This is a genomic window from Escherichia sp. 93.0816, from assembly GCF_013368855.2.
Taxonomy (GTDB): domain Bacteria; phylum Pseudomonadota; class Gammaproteobacteria; order Enterobacterales; family Enterobacteriaceae; genus Escherichia; species Escherichia ruysiae.
The window spans coordinates 57,105-75,179 of the sequence record NZ_JABWNC020000021.1 but is presented as its reverse complement, the minus strand read 5'-3'; the positions used below and the strand labels follow the sequence as shown (position 1 = coordinate 75,179).

12 protein-coding genes and 1 pseudogene are annotated in these 18,075 nt (G+C 50.9%); 3 read left to right on the top strand and 10 right to left on the bottom strand.

The annotated features are described in order from the left end of the window. On the top strand, positions 1-193 hold a 193-nt coding region (locus tag HEM79_RS22500; RefSeq protein WP_207105870.1), incomplete at its 5' end, for a hypothetical protein. Next, complete coding sequence (locus HEM79_RS18275; RefSeq protein ID WP_176242056.1) at positions 166-798, top strand: LysE family transporter; 633 nt, start codon at positions 166-168, stop codon at positions 796-798. The genes HEM79_RS22500 and HEM79_RS18275, both read left to right, overlap by 28 nt. A 25-nt stretch (positions 799-823) precedes the next feature. On the opposite strand, the pseudogene HEM79_RS23180 reads toward HEM79_RS18275, so the two are convergent. The 5 genes and pseudogenes from HEM79_RS23180 to zorA1 form a co-directional block, all read right to left on the bottom strand. After that, positions 824-971, bottom strand: a pseudogene (locus HEM79_RS23180) (hypothetical protein); the annotation flags it as partial. Between the two features lie 190 nt (positions 972-1,161). Then, on the bottom strand, positions 1,162-4,401 hold the full coding sequence (zorD, locus tag HEM79_RS18270; protein WP_176242053.1) for a type I Zorya anti-phage system protein ZorD: 3,240 nt from the start codon (positions 4,399-4,401) through the stop codon (positions 1,162-1,164). Further along, complete coding sequence (zorC, locus tag HEM79_RS18265) at positions 4,401-6,188, bottom strand: type I Zorya anti-phage system protein ZorC (protein WP_176242051.1); 1,788 nt, start codon at positions 6,186-6,188, stop codon at positions 4,401-4,403. The genes zorD and zorC overlap by 1 nt, the downstream gene beginning before the upstream one ends. After that, positions 6,188-6,922, bottom strand: coding sequence for a type I Zorya anti-phage system protein ZorB1 (gene zorB1 / locus HEM79_RS18260; RefSeq protein ID WP_176242049.1), 735 nt, complete (start codon positions 6,920-6,922; stop codon positions 6,188-6,190). Before zorB1 ends, zorC begins: the two co-directional genes overlap by 1 nt. Before the next feature lie 11 nt (positions 6,923-6,933). Next, on the bottom strand, positions 6,934-9,489 hold the full coding sequence (zorA1, locus tag HEM79_RS18255) for a type I Zorya anti-phage system protein ZorA1 (RefSeq protein WP_000492263.1): 2,556 nt from the start codon (positions 9,487-9,489) through the stop codon (positions 6,934-6,936). 310 nt (positions 9,490-9,799) lie between these two features. Here zorA1 and HEM79_RS18250 point away from each other — a divergent pair, with 310 nt between their 5' ends. Further along, the gene (locus HEM79_RS18250) at positions 9,800-11,665 is read left to right on the top strand and encodes a hypothetical protein (protein ID WP_176242047.1); all 1,866 of its coding nucleotides are present in this window, start codon (positions 9,800-9,802) and stop codon (positions 11,663-11,665) included. 150 nt (positions 11,666-11,815) lie between these two features. On the opposite strand, the gene HEM79_RS18245 is transcribed toward HEM79_RS18250, so the two are convergent. The 5 genes from HEM79_RS18245 to HEM79_RS18225 form a co-directional block, all read right to left on the bottom strand. After that, positions 11,816-13,198, bottom strand: coding sequence for an amidohydrolase family protein (locus tag HEM79_RS18245; RefSeq protein ID WP_176242046.1), 1,383 nt, complete (start codon positions 13,196-13,198; stop codon positions 11,816-11,818). A gap of 9 nt (positions 13,199-13,207) precedes the next feature. Continuing rightward, positions 13,208-14,158 carry a carbamate kinase family protein gene (locus HEM79_RS18240; RefSeq protein ID WP_000661661.1) on the bottom strand — a complete coding sequence of 317 codons (951 nt, stop codon included), beginning with the start codon at positions 14,156-14,158 and terminating at the stop codon, positions 13,208-13,210. A 95-nt stretch (positions 14,159-14,253) separates the two neighbouring features. Then, entirely contained in the window at positions 14,254-15,672 is a 1,419-nt protein-coding gene (locus HEM79_RS18235; RefSeq protein WP_176242044.1) for a YlbE family protein, read from the bottom strand. Further along, positions 15,672-17,219, bottom strand: a complete 1,548-nt coding sequence (fdrA, locus tag HEM79_RS18230) for an acyl-CoA synthetase FdrA (RefSeq protein ID WP_176242042.1) — start codon at positions 17,217-17,219, stop codon at positions 15,672-15,674. Before fdrA ends, HEM79_RS18235 begins: the two co-directional genes overlap by 1 nt. After that, positions 17,209-18,072 carry a DUF2877 domain-containing protein gene (locus HEM79_RS18225; protein WP_176242040.1) on the bottom strand — a complete coding sequence of 288 codons (864 nt, stop codon included), beginning with the start codon at positions 18,070-18,072 and terminating at the stop codon, positions 17,209-17,211. Before HEM79_RS18225 ends, fdrA begins: the two co-directional genes overlap by 11 nt. Between the last annotated feature and the right edge of the window lie 3 nt (positions 18,073-18,075).

Here is an 18,075-nt window from a genome sequence, read left to right as displayed (position 1 = left end):
AGGGAATGCTGGGCATGAAATATCTCTTTTAATGCCACTTTGCCGCCCGTCACGTGCGGGTGGCACTCTTTTTAGATCAACATTCTTTGTGATCGCGCTCGCATTCAGTCATTTTTACTATAAATATGATGAAGTTAATTCAGCTTATTTATGGATGAAATCACTATGGATCCTTTGCACGCCGTTTACCTGACCGTCGGGCTGTTCGTCATCACGTTTTTTAATCCAGGCGCAAATCTCTTTGTCGTGGTTCAAACCAGTCTGGCTTCAGGTCGTCGTGCGGGCGTACTCACCGGACTTGGTGTGGCGCTGGGCGACGCCATCTATTCCGGGCTGGGATTGTTTGGGATGGCAACGCTCATTACCCAGTGTGAAGAGATTTTCTCACTCATTAAAATCGTCGGCGGTGCTTATCTCTTATGGTTTGCCTGGAACAGTATGCGCCGACAATCAACACCACAGATGAGCGCGTTACAGCAGCCTCTTAGTGCCTCCTGGTATGTATTTTTCCGCCGTGGACTCATTACCGATCTCTCTAATCCACAAACAGTTTTATTTTTTATCAGTATCTTCTCAGTGACGTTAAGTGCAGAAACGCCGACCTGGGCGCGTTTAATGGCCTGGGCAGGGATCGTGTTCGCGTCTGTTATCTGGCGTGTATTTCTTAGTCAGGCGTTTTCTTTACCTGCCGTGCGTCGCGCATATGGACGTATGCAGCAGGTCGCCAGTCGGATTATTGGGATGATTATTGGTGTATTCGCGCTACGGCTGATTTATGAAGGGGTGACGCGGCAATAAGCTGATGATTGGTAATTAATACGATTGAAAAGTTGGACCGCCATCGAGGCCTCGAACCCCGTACCATACAACAATCCTGGTTGTCGTCTGCTCTTCCTGATGAGCTAATGGCGGTTTTTTGATACGAACCTTACAACATATTTTCTGTCAGGCCCTGGTGCGATGCATAAGATACAGAAAGTGCCCTACGCAAACATGACGGAATTATGATTTTTTTCATATGAATGTCAACTCATACATTCACAAAATGTCTTTATTGTTCATTAATAAAGCAATAACGAATCCCTGTCGATTTACTCGCCCGGTTATAGCGAAGACAACTCCGCACGCTTTTTTGAGTCTTAGCATCACCCATTGCATTCCCTACGCCTGCGGTGTACCCGCCAGCACCGCTTCAAAATCTGCGGCGGTCAGATCGGTTGCCCCTTTGAGCATATCTCTCGCCAATGCCCGGCGTCGGTTCAGTAATTCATCCAGCGTTTCTTCAAAAGTCATTAACTGGCTATCACGCACCGTCGGATAATAGACGTAAACATCTTTCTGCTGCCCGATACGGTAGGCCCGATCGGTCGCCTGATCTTCCTTCGCCGGATTCCAGCAACGGGTAAAGTGGATGACATGATTTGCTTTTTGGACATTGACGCCAAACCCAACCGCAATGGTGGATAAAATAATGACGTTAAAACCGGGCGTTGACTGAAATGCATCGATCAGGCTCTGACGATTTTGATCGCTGCCAGATTTGGTGCTGGTATCACCATTAATAATAAAAGGCTTAAAGCCAAAGTGCTGCGCAATCAGATGTTGCAGTTCTCGTTGAATATCGCGCAGTTCTGTAAAAATAATCACTTTGTCATCGGATGACTGGCGAATCGTATTTAATGTCTCCAGCAGCCATTTTACTTTCGGGGCATCGTTCCGTAAGCGCAAATCTGCACTGACGGAATAAGGCCATGCGCAAATAAGTTTCAGGCGATGCAGTAACCCCAGCATACCTGAGCCTCGTTGATCCAGCCCTTCGCTGATCTCCTGTTGGTTTTGCCAGCTTGCAACCGAGTGGGTATAGAGATCCCGTTGCAATGGCAGCATATTCAACTGTTTACAGCGTTGATCTTCAATCTTATCCGGCAGGTCTTTCGCCACTTCTTCTTTGGTGCGGCGCAGCGTCTGCGGTTCTATTAATTTACGTAGCGATTCGAGGACAGCATTATCATTCTGTTGCTCAATGGGGCGCAGATAATCTTTACCAAAATTATTCAAAGCCCCCAACAAACCTGGCTGCACGAAGTCAAATAAACACCACAGATCGACAAGGGTATTTTCGACCGGTGTCCCGGTACATGCGACTTTAAATTGTGCCTGAATGGCTTTTGCCGATTGGGTAATTAATGCCGCTGGATTTTTAATTTTCTGCGCTTCGTCGCACACCATTATGGACCAGGGCTGACGAGCCAGAGAGAATTCCTGATCGCGCAACGTCTCATAGGTGGTAAGAACAATATGCGCGTCCCCCACCCAGTCACTTTGCAGTAAGTTCTTAATCCCCTTACTTTTAAGCGCCTGAGGAATGCTCTCTTTCGCGCATTTCTTCGCCTTAAGTTCATTACCGTAGAGTTTTAAAATCGACACCTGCTCGCGCAGGAAGAAATTCCCAACCTCACGCTCCCAGTTATCGAGTAACGACACCGGAGCAACGATCAGCGAAGGAGGCGCATCCGGGAAACGTTCACGGTGCCAGATGAGAAAAGTTAGAATCTGTAAGGTTTTACCCAGCCCCATATCGTCTGCCAGTAAACATCCCGCCGTCTCGGTTGGCGACTTTAGATACAACTGCTGGAGCCACGCTACCCCTTTACGCTGGTGTTCACGTAGCTGAATGGACGTTTTGAGGATCATCGGCAGTTCGACTTCTGCCTGATGTGCACCGAGCAAAGAGTCCCGCCGTTGTTTAACATACAGCGCCTGCTCGATATTTTGTTCTATCAGCAGAACGGCGCGACTGACCGGCTCACTACTGACGCCATCATTTGTTTCACCGTCGATTTTCTTTTTCCATTTATCGTGGAAAATTTCTGCTTCTTCACGGGGCAAAAGGTTGTCGTTCCAGGGCATGGCGACTTCCGGCGCATCCGTGGCTTTTGCCTCTTCCAGCCGCTCTTCCAGTTCCTGAAAATGTTGATGATTATCGAGATCCCAGCCAGAGAACATGGCCTCGCACATCTCTTGCGCAAGGTTCTCCGGAAGCCATTTTTCACTTTCACTTTTGACCAGATAAGGCGAACTTATTTTTTCAAATTCACCGATCCCGATAACCCGGTCGCTGTATTTGTTCAGATCGAGGACGTGGGTAAAATTCATTCCCGCCGCCTGGTGCTGCCAGTTTTCAAGCAATGCCTGATAACCTTGCAGTTCTTCCTGGCTGAATCTGGAAAGCTCCAGATCGTAACCCTGCCAGACTCCAGCGGGCAGTTGTGCCGCTAACTTTTGTTCCAGTTCAGAGAGCAACGCCGCCAGTTCACCAGGTCGTTTAAAGATATAGGTTTCATCCGCCACAGATTGCTCAGTTCTGGGACTGAGAATAAGCGTTACCGACGCAATTTGCCTGTTTTCATCAATCTGCGGCTCCAGGCGGAAATCATAAAAGTAGATCCCGGCGTCCTGTAAATTCTGCTCATAAACGTCAGGATCGAGCACCTGGCTCGCCTCTTCACCAATCCAGGTATAGGGGTTGCGAACAAATGAGAGCGCATCATCCCCCGCCACGCGACGCCCCGTAATAGCGTGCACGGAGGTCAGGACGTCTTTGACTTCAGGAGAAAGAATGACATGGTTTAAGACACCATCGTCCCCTAAAACACGGTAACGATCCTGCACCTGTTGCGTGCGGTCAAAACTCTGTAACCAGTTGGCAGGCTGCTCATCAAAAACAGGTTCAATTTCCAGCACTGGAGTATCCACCACCAGCGATTTTCGCAGTTTTAACTGCAACGATTCCGGCCTGATGACGATCGTTTTCGCAAGATAGTCATCCAGTTTTGCCCCTGCTTTTTTGGCCTGCCGCCGTATTTTGGCCCAACTGGTTTGGTTGACCGTTTCGCCCGGCGTCTGTCGCTGCTGCAACCTGAGTTGCTGTAGTGCGTCCAGAAGCTGCCAGTTCTCTTCACTTAACACAAAGGTGCCTTCCGCAGAGGAAAAACTGGCACCTGTGCAAGCTATCTCAACAGGGCGATAGTCGTCAGGCAGAGTCCATTTATCAATGAAAACGCGAAAAGTGTCATCGCTAATGCTTCCTGTTGCAGCAAGATGAGCCGTCAGATTGCGCTGTGGAGGGAAAGCAAAAATCGCCAGACTGCTGGCATAGTCGTCATTTTTCAGGATGCGATAAAAATCATCCCAGCTAAGAAACCAGCAATCAGACCAGTGAGAAACATAATCTTCCTCATGAAGCTGTTCCAAGCATGAGGCGACAGGCCAGTTATCTTCGCTATCGGCAAGACTAAAGGGGAAAGCAAAGCCCTCTTCTTTCATTACATACAGCGGCACAAATGAAGCGGGTAGTGAGGTATTCTCTTTAATAAATTTACCCAACAATTTTTTGAACACTATTTGCTCCAGTAAGTAAATTTACCCAGCACCGGTTTAAACCCAAGGCTGAGTAATTTTTGTGCCGCTTCATGGTCAGGTTCATTGAACTGAATGTGGATTGCGCCCCCCAGCCCTCGTTTATCCATCACTTTGCAATCGACCGAACGAATAATCTCCCGGATTTGCTGTTCCCGGCCAGGGAGCTCTTTTTTGGCTTTTAACGAGGAGGCGATGATTTTGATTTGCTCTTCCCGGTCTGACTTTACATCACTGACTTCACGTTCAGGTAACGATGCAGGTTCAGGCCGACTCACGGTCTTTGACGCATTGAAGCGAGAGATATCCAAAGTGACAGAGGACTGATTTATATCTTCCGCAACGTAATCAATACCCAGCTTACGAAGTTCTTCATCATATCGGCTCATCCACCCCTCAATTCGGTTGAGTGAGTAGAGAAATACTGGCGATAAATGCGGTAAACGCAACCGGACTTTACGGCGGTTATTCCGCTTATCTTTCAAATCATAATCAATATCAAGAATGCCGGTTTCCGGATTAAAAGGCGCATTCCCCATATGGTAGGCATACATCGCCCCCACTTTCGAAAATTCGACAAACAGATAATCACCAATGCGCATAATCATGGCATTGTTATCGCGTGAACCAGAACCTTGCAGGCGGCTTAATCGCCCTGCGTTTTTCGCCCTGAATTCAACATAATCGGCATCTTTGGATCGCAGCGCATCTTCGCCCAGCACAATGCGCGTATAGCTCATTTGATTGGCAAAACGTAGCCAGTAGAACAGGCGCGCATGGTCAACATCCCGATTGCCTTTCAGCAATTCAAAGAACAGTTTCAGGTCGTCTTTAGCGAACCATCCTTGCACCATCAGTAATACGGGATTTTCAACGTGAACCTGCCAGCTTTTATTACGGCTGGTTAACTGCGGATTTCCCCAATATTCCAGGGCTAATTGCTTGAGTTCGAAATGCGTTTGATGTTTAAAAGCCGACTGATAATAACGGGTCAGAGTGGCTGCCAGAATATTATCTTTAAACCGCGTAAGCTGGCGGCTTAAGGCGATAAGAGAATTAATTTTCTGCTGAAAAGCATCGTCAGTCAGGCAAAAAATCTCATTGACCAGGTGGTTAACAATTTTGCGCCATAACCAGCTGGTTTGCGGAATTTGCGCGACTTTCTCCAGCACCGAAATATCCGTGATTTCTCCACGCCCAAGCTGTTGTCCGAGAAGAAAACCTGCATTATCGGTAAAAATATCGCTATAGGTGTCAATGACCGACATCCAGGACATCTGACGCGGCGCACTCTCTTTTAGCTGTTGAAAGCCGCGAGCAATCTGCGTGCGTAGCTGAAGCCACTGTGGATTCTTTTCCGGCGTATCGCTGGAATGACCAAAGTAGCTGGTACATAACGCCAGCCATTCGCGGCGTGTTAACCGCTGCTGCGCAATTTTTTGTTCAATTTCGGCGATAATCCTCGCGAAGTTTGTTGCATCATCAATCAATGCAATTTCAAACAGATCGCCTTCTGCCACGTCATTAAGGCCAAAAAAAATCATCTTCCACTCGAAGGGCTTTGGTGTATCCCCCGCACGCAGCCGGGCAATGGCCTGTCGGCGTTTCTCCAGAGGGGGAACCATCTGCACCGCGCGAGCATCTACCTTCCTCTCAAGTTGCGCGATAACGCGCTGAAGATAGTGAAAAGTATGACTTACCGTCGGCTGCACGTTCTGCTCCCGATAGGGCAGCAAACGGGTTTTCAGTTTTTCAATAGCGGAAGTCATTACATGGCTCCCAACTGACAGGTTTCCGGACTAATGCCAGGAACAACATCCATGCTTTCGTCGTGCTTTTTGTCTTTCAGGCCAAAGAATTGCATCCGCAGTTCTACGCGACGGCTGGCTTCTTTGCTCTCTTTCGCATTGTTGAACGAAACCCCGCCCGCCAGAAATAATTTGCGGATCTGGACTTGCTGTTCCGGGGTTATTTTTTGCTGTAGCGCGCTTCTGCTATCCAGCAAACTGCACATCACCCATTCCGAGCGTTGCAACGAAAGGTGCAGGTTATAGAGATAAGAACCGTCAGTATCCGTAAAACCTTCTATAACAATTTGCTTAAACCATTTTTTGCCTTCATCGCTATTTGCCGCCTCCAGCACTAACGGCACCACATCCTGTAGCGCCTGCAATCCTTCGGCGTTAAGCGCAAAGCGATTGTGCTCAAAACGCCCGGCTTCACCAAAGCTGATACGGTTGTCATGGCAGTCAACCTGAATCGTCTTGTTGAGATTTTTCGCCTGAAGCTCAAGTTTTTCACACAGGCGAGCGATATCATGCCCGCGCGATTTCTCCCCCGCTTCCGCCTGCTGGATCCGCTGCGTAACAGAGCTAAGTGACGCCACCATCACCACCAGAAACAGCACCATCATGGCGGTCATCAGGTCTGCATAGGAGATCCAGAAGGGTTTTTCCGCTTCATCGCTGCGCCGTTGCCTGCCATTAAATACCCGGTTAAACATCAGCCTGTTCCTTACGCGCGACGATGACGGAGTACTGTTTCCAGCGTATCCACGCTTTCACCGATAATCTCAACCGAAGAACTTAAGGCTCCCGCCGCTTTCGTCAGTTGCGTATCCATCTCTTGCAGTGAACGATTCAGGCCGTTTTCCACTCCGGTCGTAAAGGATTCAAAACTGGTTCCCATTACCTCGGCAATGTTATGCAGGAACTCCTGAGCCTCACGGTTATATTGTTGCAGGCGTTCAGAGTACGCTTTCAGATCGTCAACAAAACGGCTGCGCGATGATTGTTCATCATGGCTACGGTTAATCAGCGTTTCGAGTGCCGTTATGGCATTCGCCACGACTTCGCGGGTATTACGATAATCAGCAATCAATGCCCCCAACTCCGCGCTGGCACTGGAAAGCGTGCGCCCCGCCTGTTGCGTGCCATTGAGCACCTCGGCGGTCAACTGATTAGCCTCGGCGACACGATCGCCCGCAGCTTCAAAGCGGTCTGCAGCCACGCGCATTTTATCGGCTCCTGTTTGTATCTCTTCCAGATGGCGCGTGGTGTTTTTCGCCATCCGTTGCAGCAGCTCGCCTGAAGCCGATTGCTGTTCACGCAGCATCTGCATCAGCGACTCAACCTGACTTTCAAGCTGACCAATGATTCGCTGCGCTTCCTGTTGTAACGCACTCTGCGCTGATTGCTGTTGCTGGCTGAGCGACTTCTGGCCTTCTTCCAGTTGCCCAAACAGGTTGCCAAGTTGGCTACCCAGGTGATCGATACCGCTGGTCATTTTTTCTCGCAGGGCATCCTGACTTGAATGCATGGTTTGCTGTAACGACGTCATAAACTGTTGTTGTTGCTCAGCCGCCGCCTGCTCACGTGCTTCGCTACGTGCCAGAAGCTGCTGAGTCTCTTCATGCAGCACGCGTTGCCCCTGTTCCTGAGTCTGGCTCATCTGTTTTTGCCCGGACTCCAGTTGGCTGAATACACCCGCCAGGTTTTGCGTCAGCGTTTCGACACCTTTGCTCATATTGCCCATCAGCAAATTTTGCGCCTGGTTTTGCTGCTGATTAAGTTGCTGCTGACCATTTTCCAGCTGTGCAAAGAGCGTCGCCATATGGCTGCCAAGCGTATCCACGGAAGCCGCCATTTTCTCCATGGTTTCATTTTGCCCTTGCTGAACACTGGACTGGATAGCCTCAATAAACGCGCGCATCTGTTCCGCCATCGCTTTTTCACGCGCTTCGCTGTCGGCAAAGATTTTTTCCAGTTGTTGCGCCATCCGTTCGCCCGCGCCTTCGCCTTCTGCGCCAATACGGGCTACGGACTCCTGCAAGCTGCGCAGCATCTCATTCATCCCTGCCTGCATCTCCTGCTGACCGCTTTTCATTTCGCTTAACAGTTGAGAGATCAGTTGCGCGCTGCCCTGACGTGAGTCATCCCCGGCCTGACGCATATCCTGCAACAACGTTGAGAAGCCGCTTTGCATAGACTGAATGGCTTCCACTGAACGCCCCATCATCTCCTGCATGGTGGTGAACTGCTGACCAAAGGTGTTATCCATTTTGCTCATAAAGGCGGTCAGGACGTTCTCCAGCATCGACTGCACACGATGACTCTGATCGCCGGAGGCGGTTTGCACCACGCCAGCAATTTTATCCAGCGGATTTTTCAGGCTGGTTTCGATAGCACCACTGACCTGTTCAGCAAACTGTTGGCCTGACTCGCGGTATGTTGTTGATAATGTCTCTGCCAGCTTTTGATTTTCCCGCATCTGGCTATCCACCAGGTTTTGCAGCATTTCGCGCAGGTCAGTGACCAGACCATCCTTAAGTTGCCGCGCATGGGTGGTGTTTTCTTTAGTACTGGAAAGAAGTTGCGAAAGGTAATCTTCACCGACGCCGCCTTCAAAAAGCTGGTCAATGCTGGCGGTAAGGAGTTCAAGGTTTTTATAGCATTGCGCCAGTCGCCATTTTTCAAACATGGTGACCAGAATGGAAAACGTAATAGCAAACGCCGAACCTAAAAACGCATACAGAACGTCGCGTAAAAGATTAGCAACGCTGGCGCTGACCTGCTCTGGCGTGCTGGGGTCAAAATGGTGCAAACCAATCATCAGCCCCGAAAAGGTACCGATGATCCCAATTCCGGTCAGGATGCCTGGAAGATGTTTAAACGCTTCCGTATAGAGAGGAATTTCGACTAATAACGGTTCCGTAAACCATGCTGACGCTGGAGCTGTTGAGCGAATGGCGCTAATTTTTTTTTGCCCGCTATTTTCATCAAACTCAAACTGGCGATGTAGAGACTCTTTAAATTCGCTCCAGGGGTGCGCAAAAAATTTATCAGAGAATAACGCGTCTAATTTTTCAAGTTGTTGTGCCGGTTTTTCATTGCCAAGTCCCCGAATTGCTTTCGCTTTTTGTTTAAAGCGCGCTGAAACCCTAAATGAAGGAATAGCGTAACGGACAATGAAACCCAACAACAAAACCCCAACCACAATAGCGACATAAATCGGCACATTTTCTGGATTAACAGAGGTTAACGTGTCGAGGAACGAAGTCAGCGAAAACATCTAAATACCTTGAGTGAAGGAAAAGAAATTTGCAGGGCAGAACATCACCAGCAAGGAAAAAAATCGCCCGCTCATTATAGGAAAAGTCTCGATTTTTACATCAATAAAACGTTATATATCTCACAAAAACATTGATCACACGCATACGTAAGAAATTTAAATCGCTTGGTGAAAATAATTCACAGAATTTATGCTTTATGACACAAAGATTGGGGATTTTATTTTTTCGCCGCCAGACTTACGTATGAAACTTTTTCATGGGGCGCGCTGCTTCTAATAACGTCCAGTCACTATTCAACGAGACAATTAAATGAGTGAAATTGACATTAAGGGCGATGAAACGCTGGTTGCTCTGCTACTGAACGCCGACAAAAACGATATCGATCTGCTGATTGATTACATTACGCCAGACGGAAAATTTAATTTTTCCCAGTCTGACCGCGTTAAAAAGGCCTTGCGCGATGGTAAAAATAGCGAAGCTATTGATGAGGAAACATTGCGTTTGCTGATTCGCGAACTGCAACATTTTGGCGGTAACACCGTGATTAATCTGTTCCGACGCAATGGCGTTAGCTATAGCGAAATTGTTGACGATGTCGCCAGCCATCTGAAAATTAAAGTCGCGAAAAATGCCCCGGTAAAAGAAAAAGAATCACTGATTATTGATGCCGTTTTCGCTTCATCCTGGAACAAAATGTCAGATGACGATCGCCGTCAGCTTCTCCGTGATATGGGAATTAACACCAGTATCAGCCTGGATAAGCTGTCACGTATGGAGCTGCCACTTTTGCAACGTGCGGCAATGGTAGCAAGCGGTCTGGCGCAGATCGCCACGGGGAAGGCACTACCGTTAATTGCGGGTCTGGGGATAGGTCGCGTGTTGGGCGTTCTCACCGGTCCTGTCGGGTTAGCCCTCACCGGCTTATATACCGCTTATGATATTTCCAACCCGGCGTTCCGAATCACCTTGCCCTGTGTGGTGCAAATTGCCTGGATTCGCTTAAAAAATTCCCGCCATCACCGTCTGAGTGAATCGGTATCATCAACGACAATTTCAACCGCAAACTATGACAATCGCTGGGTGTTTGAAAATGAAAAGTCGCAGCGCGTTTTAACTGTATCGTCTATCGCTTTAAATAAAATTACCCATCCCGACACTCTGGTACGGCATGACATTACTGAAATTTCACGCTTAAGCCCACTCTTACAGACGCTTCCTTCGCTCGCCACCGCCGCCCATATCGCCAGTCATCACTATATGGAAGTCATTATTGATGGCGCACTGGCGAAAGTGAAAGATGGCTCGGGATACCGTGGTTTCAGTCTCGGGGAAAAAGGAATTAAAGCGCACGCAGTTTTGCTAAACCCTGACAAACTGAATCAATTGGTCAATGCCGGCATATTACTGAATGTCGCCTCGGCGATACTGGCGCAAAAACATCTGGCAGATATCAGCAACAAACTAACGCAGATAATTGAAACTATTCGGGAGATTTCTGCATTCCAGAACAATGCCCGCAAATCTGAAATTGTCGGCGCTATTCAGTATTTACAGCAAATCACGCCCGTCGTCATTGAGGGGCAATCTTCGCCAGAAATACGGCAAATACTTGAAGCTATCGAAAAGGATTTTTCAACGCTCCAGGATCATCTGTTGACGGATATTGCCTTTGCTGGCGAGAAGGTAGCCTCTATAAATGACGGCAGTTTTTTCAGTAGCGCAACAATCACCAGTAAAATTCAGGCGCAACAAAAAATTATCGAAGAACGGACGATGGAGTGGGATTTAGCGATGAAGGTACGCGGGCAAGCATTGCATCTGGTCAGCCATAGTGAGGGTCAGACGATGCTGGTAGAGCGCCGCCAGCAGGCTATAGAACATCATTATGCGCAGTTCGATACGGTTATCAGCAAGGTAGAAAAACAATTACAGTCACGAATTGATAGCATCAGCGCCGTAGCGGAACAGGCGAATACCACCAGCGCCAATAAAGTCATTTTGCGAAAATGGTGCAACAACCGCTTAATGCCGCAAAAAGTCGCAATTAAGGAAGCCCGCCAGGCGTTCGACCAATTCCAGCAAAATATGCTGGATAAGCCGTTGCAGACCAGCCGCATGTTGGTGGAAATGAAAGACGGTAAACCGGTGAAGTGTTTTGCGTTGCCGGATGCTTAAGGCGGCTCGCAAGATTTGCTGTGTGGCTAGCGGTGCCACACACAATTTATCCTGTTCAGGAGAAGCGAAGATACTGCCGATATACTCATGCCCCACTCCCTGGGGCTTAAATCTCTTACTGTTCACCGTTGCAGACATATTAAATGCGTATCACCCTGCCACACTCCCCCACACCAGTTGTCCTTTATGGAACGTCGCCGTTCTCGGCGAGATGCGCGCCACCGCCTCGGCGGAACAGGAGGCGTCCACCAGCACAAAGCTGGCGTCATCCTGCGCTTTTGGCCACACGCGCTCGCCTTTTTCATTGAGCGGCAATACATCGCCGGTGGCTAAAAACAGTGAGCGAGACAGGTTCTGTTCGTTAGGACGAATATAGAGTTGCGCGTACAGATTGGCTTTTTCCAGCATGTCGCCCAGGCCGTAAGGTGACCAGTGGTCGATAACGCTGTCAGTTCCTGTCATGACTTTTACACCTTTGTCGTGCAGTTGTTTGAGCGGCATATGCAACGTGCCAATCGGCACCGTCGAGGCGATAGAAATTTGCTGCGCCGCCATGCGGTTTGCCAGTCCATCCACCTGTTGCTCGTTAAGCGTTGCCAGCGCAAAGGCGTGACTGATGGTCAGCTTGCCCTTCAGTTGCGGCGTTTTCTCTACAGTTTCAACCATATAATTGATGGCCGCCACGCCTGCTGGCGTGGTTTCGTGCAGGTGAATATCGACGCCTTTGTCGTAGTCCAGCGCAATCTGGAACATGGTGTCGAGGGATTTTTCCATCGCGCCATCAACACTGGTCGGGTCCAGCCCGCCGACGTAATGCGCCCCCGCCTGCATCGCTTCGCGCATTAAGGGTTCCGATTTCGACAACAGCAAACCGTGCTGCGGGAAGGCGACGATTTCACACTCGAAGCCCGCCTGACGTCGCGCCAGCACCGCCTGCAAATTTTGCAGATTTTTCAGGCCGGAAACTGGTTCGATATTGCAGTGGCTGCGGGCAATGGTGGTGCCTTTCGACTGCAATAAATCAATGAGCTTTTCCGCCCGCTCCTGAGTGTAAGGTTGCAGCTCCGGCAGCATTTTCTGCTCGAGCGTGATCATGTCCTGGATGGTGGTGCCTGCCGGGCGATTGAGCGAGCGCCACGGCCCGCCGTAAAAGGTTTTGTCGAGATGAATATGCATGTCGCGGGTGGTGGGCAGCATCAACTTACCGCCAGCGTCATAGTGCGGCAGCGTGGCGTCCGGATGCTGCTTGTTCTCGCGCAGGGCAACAATTTTGCCGTCCTGAATTTCCACGGTCTGGCGCGCCGTGCGGGTCTGCACCGCTACGCCATTTTCGTAGTCAAAACCGGTTTCCAGCAGCACGTTGTCGAGATAGTAGTGCGGGTCAGTGATTTTCATGGTGTTATTCGCTTCGCAGTTTGTGGTGCCAGAGACCGCCGCATGGGCGAGCGGCACAGACGTACCAAACAGCGCGGCGGCGGTGACCATCTTACCGCTCTGGCTCAAAAACTCACGACGGCTATTGCTTTCTTTCATCTTACGTCCTTACGTTTTAATAATATGAGTGCCCGTTTCACCGCGCAGCGCCGCTGGCAGGCATTCCGGCGTGGTGATAATCACTTCTTTGCCGCCCTGTTCTAAAAATGTCAGGCTGGCGATAATTTTTGGCAACATGCTGCCGGGCGGGAAATGCCCTTCCTGCATATAGCGGGTCATGGTGGCAATATCCACCCGATCCAGCGCCTGCTGCTGCGGTTTACCAAAGTGAATACACACTTTTTCCACGCCGGTGGTGATCACCAGAATGTCGGCATGAATTTCGCGCGCCAGCAGCGCGGTAGAGAGATCTTTGTCGATAACCGCGTCCACGCTTTGGTAATCGCCTGCTTCACTGCGCACCACCGGAATTCCGCCGCCGCCCGCACCAATCACAACAAAGCCTTGTTGGATCAGCGCCTTAATGGCCGGTGCTTCGACAATACGTTTCGGTTCCGGCGAGGCGACAACCCGGCGATAGCCCCGTCCGGCATCTTCAACAAAACGCCAGTCAGGGTTTGCCTTTTGTAATTCGTCACGCTGGCTTTCATTGAAGAATGCGCCAATGGGCTTGGTGGGATGAGTAAATCCCGGATCGTTTTTATCCACTTCCACCTGAGTCACCACGGTGACGGCTTTTTTCTCGCCGTGGCGCGCCAGCCGGTTGTTCAGCGCCTGTTGGATCAGATAGCCAATGCCGCCTTGCGTATCCGCCACACAGTTCGCCAGCGGCGTTAAGGGCAGCCCTTCGCGCTCGTGAGCAATCTCCGCGCGGCGTAAATCCAGCCCGACCTGCGGCCCGTTGCCGTGGGTCAGCACAATGTCGTAATCGGAAGCCAGCATTTCCAGCACCGTATCGGCGACGGCTTTTACCGCCTCCGCCTGATGCTCAATCGACTGGCTGGCGTTATCTTTGATAATGCTGTTGCCACCAATGGCAACGACCACAAGTTCTTTCATGTTGTTATGTCCGCGACAGAGGGTGATGGGGTTATGAGAGTGAGGTTGCCCCTCTCCCCAGAAGGGAGAAGGGATCGTAAGGTGCGGTTGGAGGGTCAGACGCCGTAACGTTCGCACCAGCCGAGAATGGCTTTCTCGAAGCAGGCGAAGGGTGGATGCACAATGCCCGCGCCAATCATGCCGACGCCCGCATCTTTATGGGCGATGGCGGTGTTGATCACCGGCAGAATGCCGCTGCTGCCCACGCGGGTAATGTCGATTGCCGACGGCACGCCCATAAAACCGAGCAGCGGAATGGTGACGTTCGGGTTTTCGCCGAGGGTGATTTCACGCATCTGGCGGGAGAAATCGATAGCCTCTTCCACCGTGCCGCCCACCAGCGCGACGATTGCAGGCGCGGTCGCCATGGCAAAGCCACCAATACCGTAGGTTTCGGTGATGGCGCTGTCGCCAATATCCAGCCCCGAATCTTCTGGCCTATAACCGGCAAACATCGGCCCGATCACCTGCTGCGCCGGGCCGGTAAACCACTGCCCCGGCAGGCCGCTGACCCGCAGGCCGAACTCGACGCCGTTACGCGCCATTGTGGTCACCACGGTGCTGTATTCGATGCCGTGCGCCGCATCCATCGCCGCTTTACACATCGCCATCCACGTCGGGCCGGAGAAGTAGTCGCTGCTGGCGACAAACTCAAACACTTCGCGCTGTTGCTCGACGGAATAACCTGCCTGAATAATCCCCGGCGTCAGCGCCTGAATCAGCAGCGTCGTCCCGGCGTTGTTGCGGTTATGGCACTCATCGCCCATATGCAGCGCCTGCGCCAGCATTAAGCGCAGATCGATTTCGCCGATAATTTTCATCGCGTCGCGCAACATTGGCCCCTGCACATCGCGCATCCAGTTGAGGCGGTCAATCACGCTCTGGTCGTTGGCACCCATACGCAAAATCTTCGCCATCTGCTCGCTCATATTGGTGTAAGCGAGGTTGCCGTAGGTTTTGTTTTTCACGATGTGCATAAACATCGAGGCAGAGGTAACGCCCGCCATCGAACCTACGCAGTCATGTTCGTGGCACGGCGAGAAGGTGATCTCCCCGGAGGCCGCCAGTTCAGCCGCCTCGTCGAGATCTTTCGCCAGCCCTTCAAACACCAGCGCCCCGGTGACCGCGCCTTTCATCGCGCCGCACATTTTTTCCCAGGTGACCGGCGGCCCGGCGTGAAGAATGGTTTTCGCCGTCATGCCGGGCACCACGTTAATCGCCTGATCAAAGCCAATCAAAACCGGATGCGACTGGATAATGCGCTCCAGCGCCTGCTGATTAGCGGCAGCGATTTTGTCTGCCAGCGGCGAATCGGCAATGTTGTCCAGCGCCTGAACCACCTGCATATTGCCCTGCCCCGGCGGCGTCCAGTCGAGCTGGGTCACTTCTACATGCTGCTTTTTAAGATCATCGCTAAACATGGCGATGCCGACGTTAATAACGTTCAACGGTTGGCTAAACAGTGACTGGCTCATCAGGCTTCCTCCCCTTTGCAGATAAATTCACGCGCCAGCAATCCGGTATTGGTGCTGCTGCTCGCCAGAATCACTCCGGCATCAAGCAGCATCTGGCTTTGTTGTTCTAACGATGGCGTATCAAGATCGGTACCCAGCACATAGGCGAGAATGATCAACTCGCGTCCTTCGGCAGCGGCGATCGCTTTCGCTTCTTTGATCGCCTCGATAGTGGAGCCGACCGGATCTTCATGCGATCCAAATCCGAGCACAAAATCCATCACGATCACCGCCACTTCCGGATCGCGCGCCTCTTCGATCAACCGGCTGATGCGATTGGTGGGGTCAATCATTGGATGCGGCTTGCCGTTGGTGAAGTCGTCATCGCCAAAGTCGAGGAAGGTATGTTTGATGCTGCGGTTGATATCTTGCAGGCGGAATTCAGGATCGGGCTGAATGTTGCTGTAGACATCGCCGTGTTTTTCCATCACCGCGAACATGGTTTCGTCACACAGCGTGCCGCCGCAGAACAGGCCACGAATGTACTTCTGTTGTGGTTTCAGGCGAGCACGCACATCAGCAATTAACGGCTGGTTAAGCGTATGCAGGTCGAGATGTTCCTGTTTCACGCCGGAGAGCATCACCGCTTTCAGCGCCGCCTCTTTAGTGCCGCGAGCAAACTGTAACCCTGGTTCATCCACAGGCGTTTCGCCACGACCGAGGAAGCAGACCACTACCGGTTTACGGCAGCCACGCGCGCGTTCCAGCACTTTGCGAGCCACCGCAGGCGCTGGCGGTTTAGAAATCAGCGCGATGATTTCAGTTTGCGGATCGTTTTCTAACATGCCGATGGCGTCGAGCATCATCAGGCCACCAATTTTTTCGCTCAGGTCACGCCCGCCGGTGCCAATCAGTTGCGAAACGCCGCCGCCAAATTCATGGATGCGGACACTCAGTTCCTGGCTGCCGGTGCCGGACGCACCAACAATACCGATATTGCCGCGACGCACGGCGTTACCAAAGCAGAGCGCCGCGCCGTTGATAATCGCCGTGCCGCAGTCTGGCCCCATCATCAGCAGCCCTTTTTCGTGAGCGAGCTGCTTGAGCGCCAGTTCATCTTCAACCGAGACGTTATCGGAGAACAGCATCACGTTGAGGTCGTTTTGCAGCGCCTGACGCGCTTCTCGAGCGGCAAACAGGCCGTTAACGGAAATCACCGCCAGGTTACTTTCCGGGATATGCTTTTTGGCGCTCGCAAGGGTGGCATAGCGCGCTTCATGCGAGCCACTTTGCGCTTTGCTGTTGAACAGTTCTTCAATCTCCACCAGCAACTGTTCGTTGTCCGCGCCCGCTTTGCCGTTGATGACAATCATCAGGTCGCCGTTTTTCGCCTGCTCCAACTCCGGCGTCAGCAGCCCTAAATTGTTCAGCACGCCTTTGTTCATTTCAGTCGCCATCGCCACAAATGCCTGCTCGACGCCGTCGAGTTTATTTGCACGCGTGGAGATGGACATCAGCGAGACAGAATCAAAATAGGTATTCGGTTTAATGACTATTTTAACTGACATAATTCCCTCCGTAGGTTTGGCTCAGCGCACAACCATCGGCCATGCCATACAGCATGTCGCAGCCGGAACTGGAGCCAATATGTTTAATTTTTTCTATTGCCTGAGTGGCGTTCTCAGGGATGTCATTAATGATGCCGTGAATAAAGTGATAAATATTTTCCCGGCAGCGTTGTTGTAATGCGGCTTCCAGCGTAATAGCACTTAATAACGTGGTATTATTTCTGCCGCGTTGCAGGCCGAGATAAAATTCCTCTTTGCATTTTTCTGCCGGATGCCCGGAAATAAATAAAACAAGCATCAGACCTGTTAAATAATCATCGGCTGAAGGTGTCAGACCAATCCCTAACCCCATCATATTAGCGACCGCTGACGCGATATTTTGTTTATCGTTTAATGCCTGAATAACAGCACGTCGCCTGATATGTAATTCTTTATTTAACGCCTGATAAAACGGATTATCACCGCGATAATTAAACAGGGTTTCATTTTCCCCCAGATGCTGATGAATAATGTCGTGCCACTGTTGCCAGGCAATAAGGTGAAAATTCTCAGCGGTCATTTGTAGTGTTGGGGACAGCCAACGCTGGCAATGACTCAACTCTATATGAAGATGTTGACCAACCGTAATCCCTTGATCGTCAAACTGAACCTTATCACCATGACGGAACAGACCATCAAAGTGAGTGAGTGCCAACCGACAACTGTTTGGCGCATTGTCGTATTCTTCACAAAGCAGCGTCAGCAACTGCTGGCGAGCCGGGAGTGCGATATTTACCGCTCTGGCAAAGACCTGTTCAACCTGTCCTTGCCCCCGCTGCGCCAGAAAATCCGCATCCGCAGTTAGCGCCCACACACA

Excerpts from the sequence above, each read along its gene's own strand:
- HEM79_RS18275 (WP_176242056.1), top strand. The coding sequence starts at position 166 with ATGGATCCTTTGCACGCCGTTTACCTGACCGTCGGGCTGTTCGTCATC.
- zorC (WP_176242051.1), bottom strand. The coding sequence starts at position 6,188 with ATGACTTCCGCTATTGAAAAACTGAAAACCCGTTTGCTGCCCTATCGG.
- HEM79_RS18240 (WP_000661661.1), bottom strand. The coding sequence starts at position 14,158 with ATGAAAGAACTTGTGGTCGTTGCCATTGGTGGCAACAGCATTATCAAA.
- zorA1 (WP_000492263.1), bottom strand. The coding sequence starts at position 9,489 with ATGTTTTCGCTGACTTCGTTCCTCGACACGTTAACCTCTGTTAATCCA.
- fdrA (WP_176242042.1), bottom strand. The coding sequence starts at position 17,219 with ATGTCAGTTAAAATAGTCATTAAACCGAATACCTATTTTGATTCTGTC.
- HEM79_RS18250 (WP_176242047.1), top strand. The coding sequence starts at position 9,800 with ATGAGTGAAATTGACATTAAGGGCGATGAAACGCTGGTTGCTCTGCTA.
- HEM79_RS18235 (WP_176242044.1), bottom strand. The coding sequence starts at position 15,672 with ATGAGCCAGTCACTGTTTAGCCAACCGTTGAACGTTATTAACGTCGGC.
- HEM79_RS18245 (WP_176242046.1), bottom strand. The coding sequence starts at position 13,198 with ATGAAAGAAAGCAATAGCCGTCGTGAGTTTTTGAGCCAGAGCGGTAAG.
- zorB1 (WP_176242049.1), bottom strand. The coding sequence starts at position 6,922 with ATGTTTAACCGGGTATTTAATGGCAGGCAACGGCGCAGCGATGAAGCG.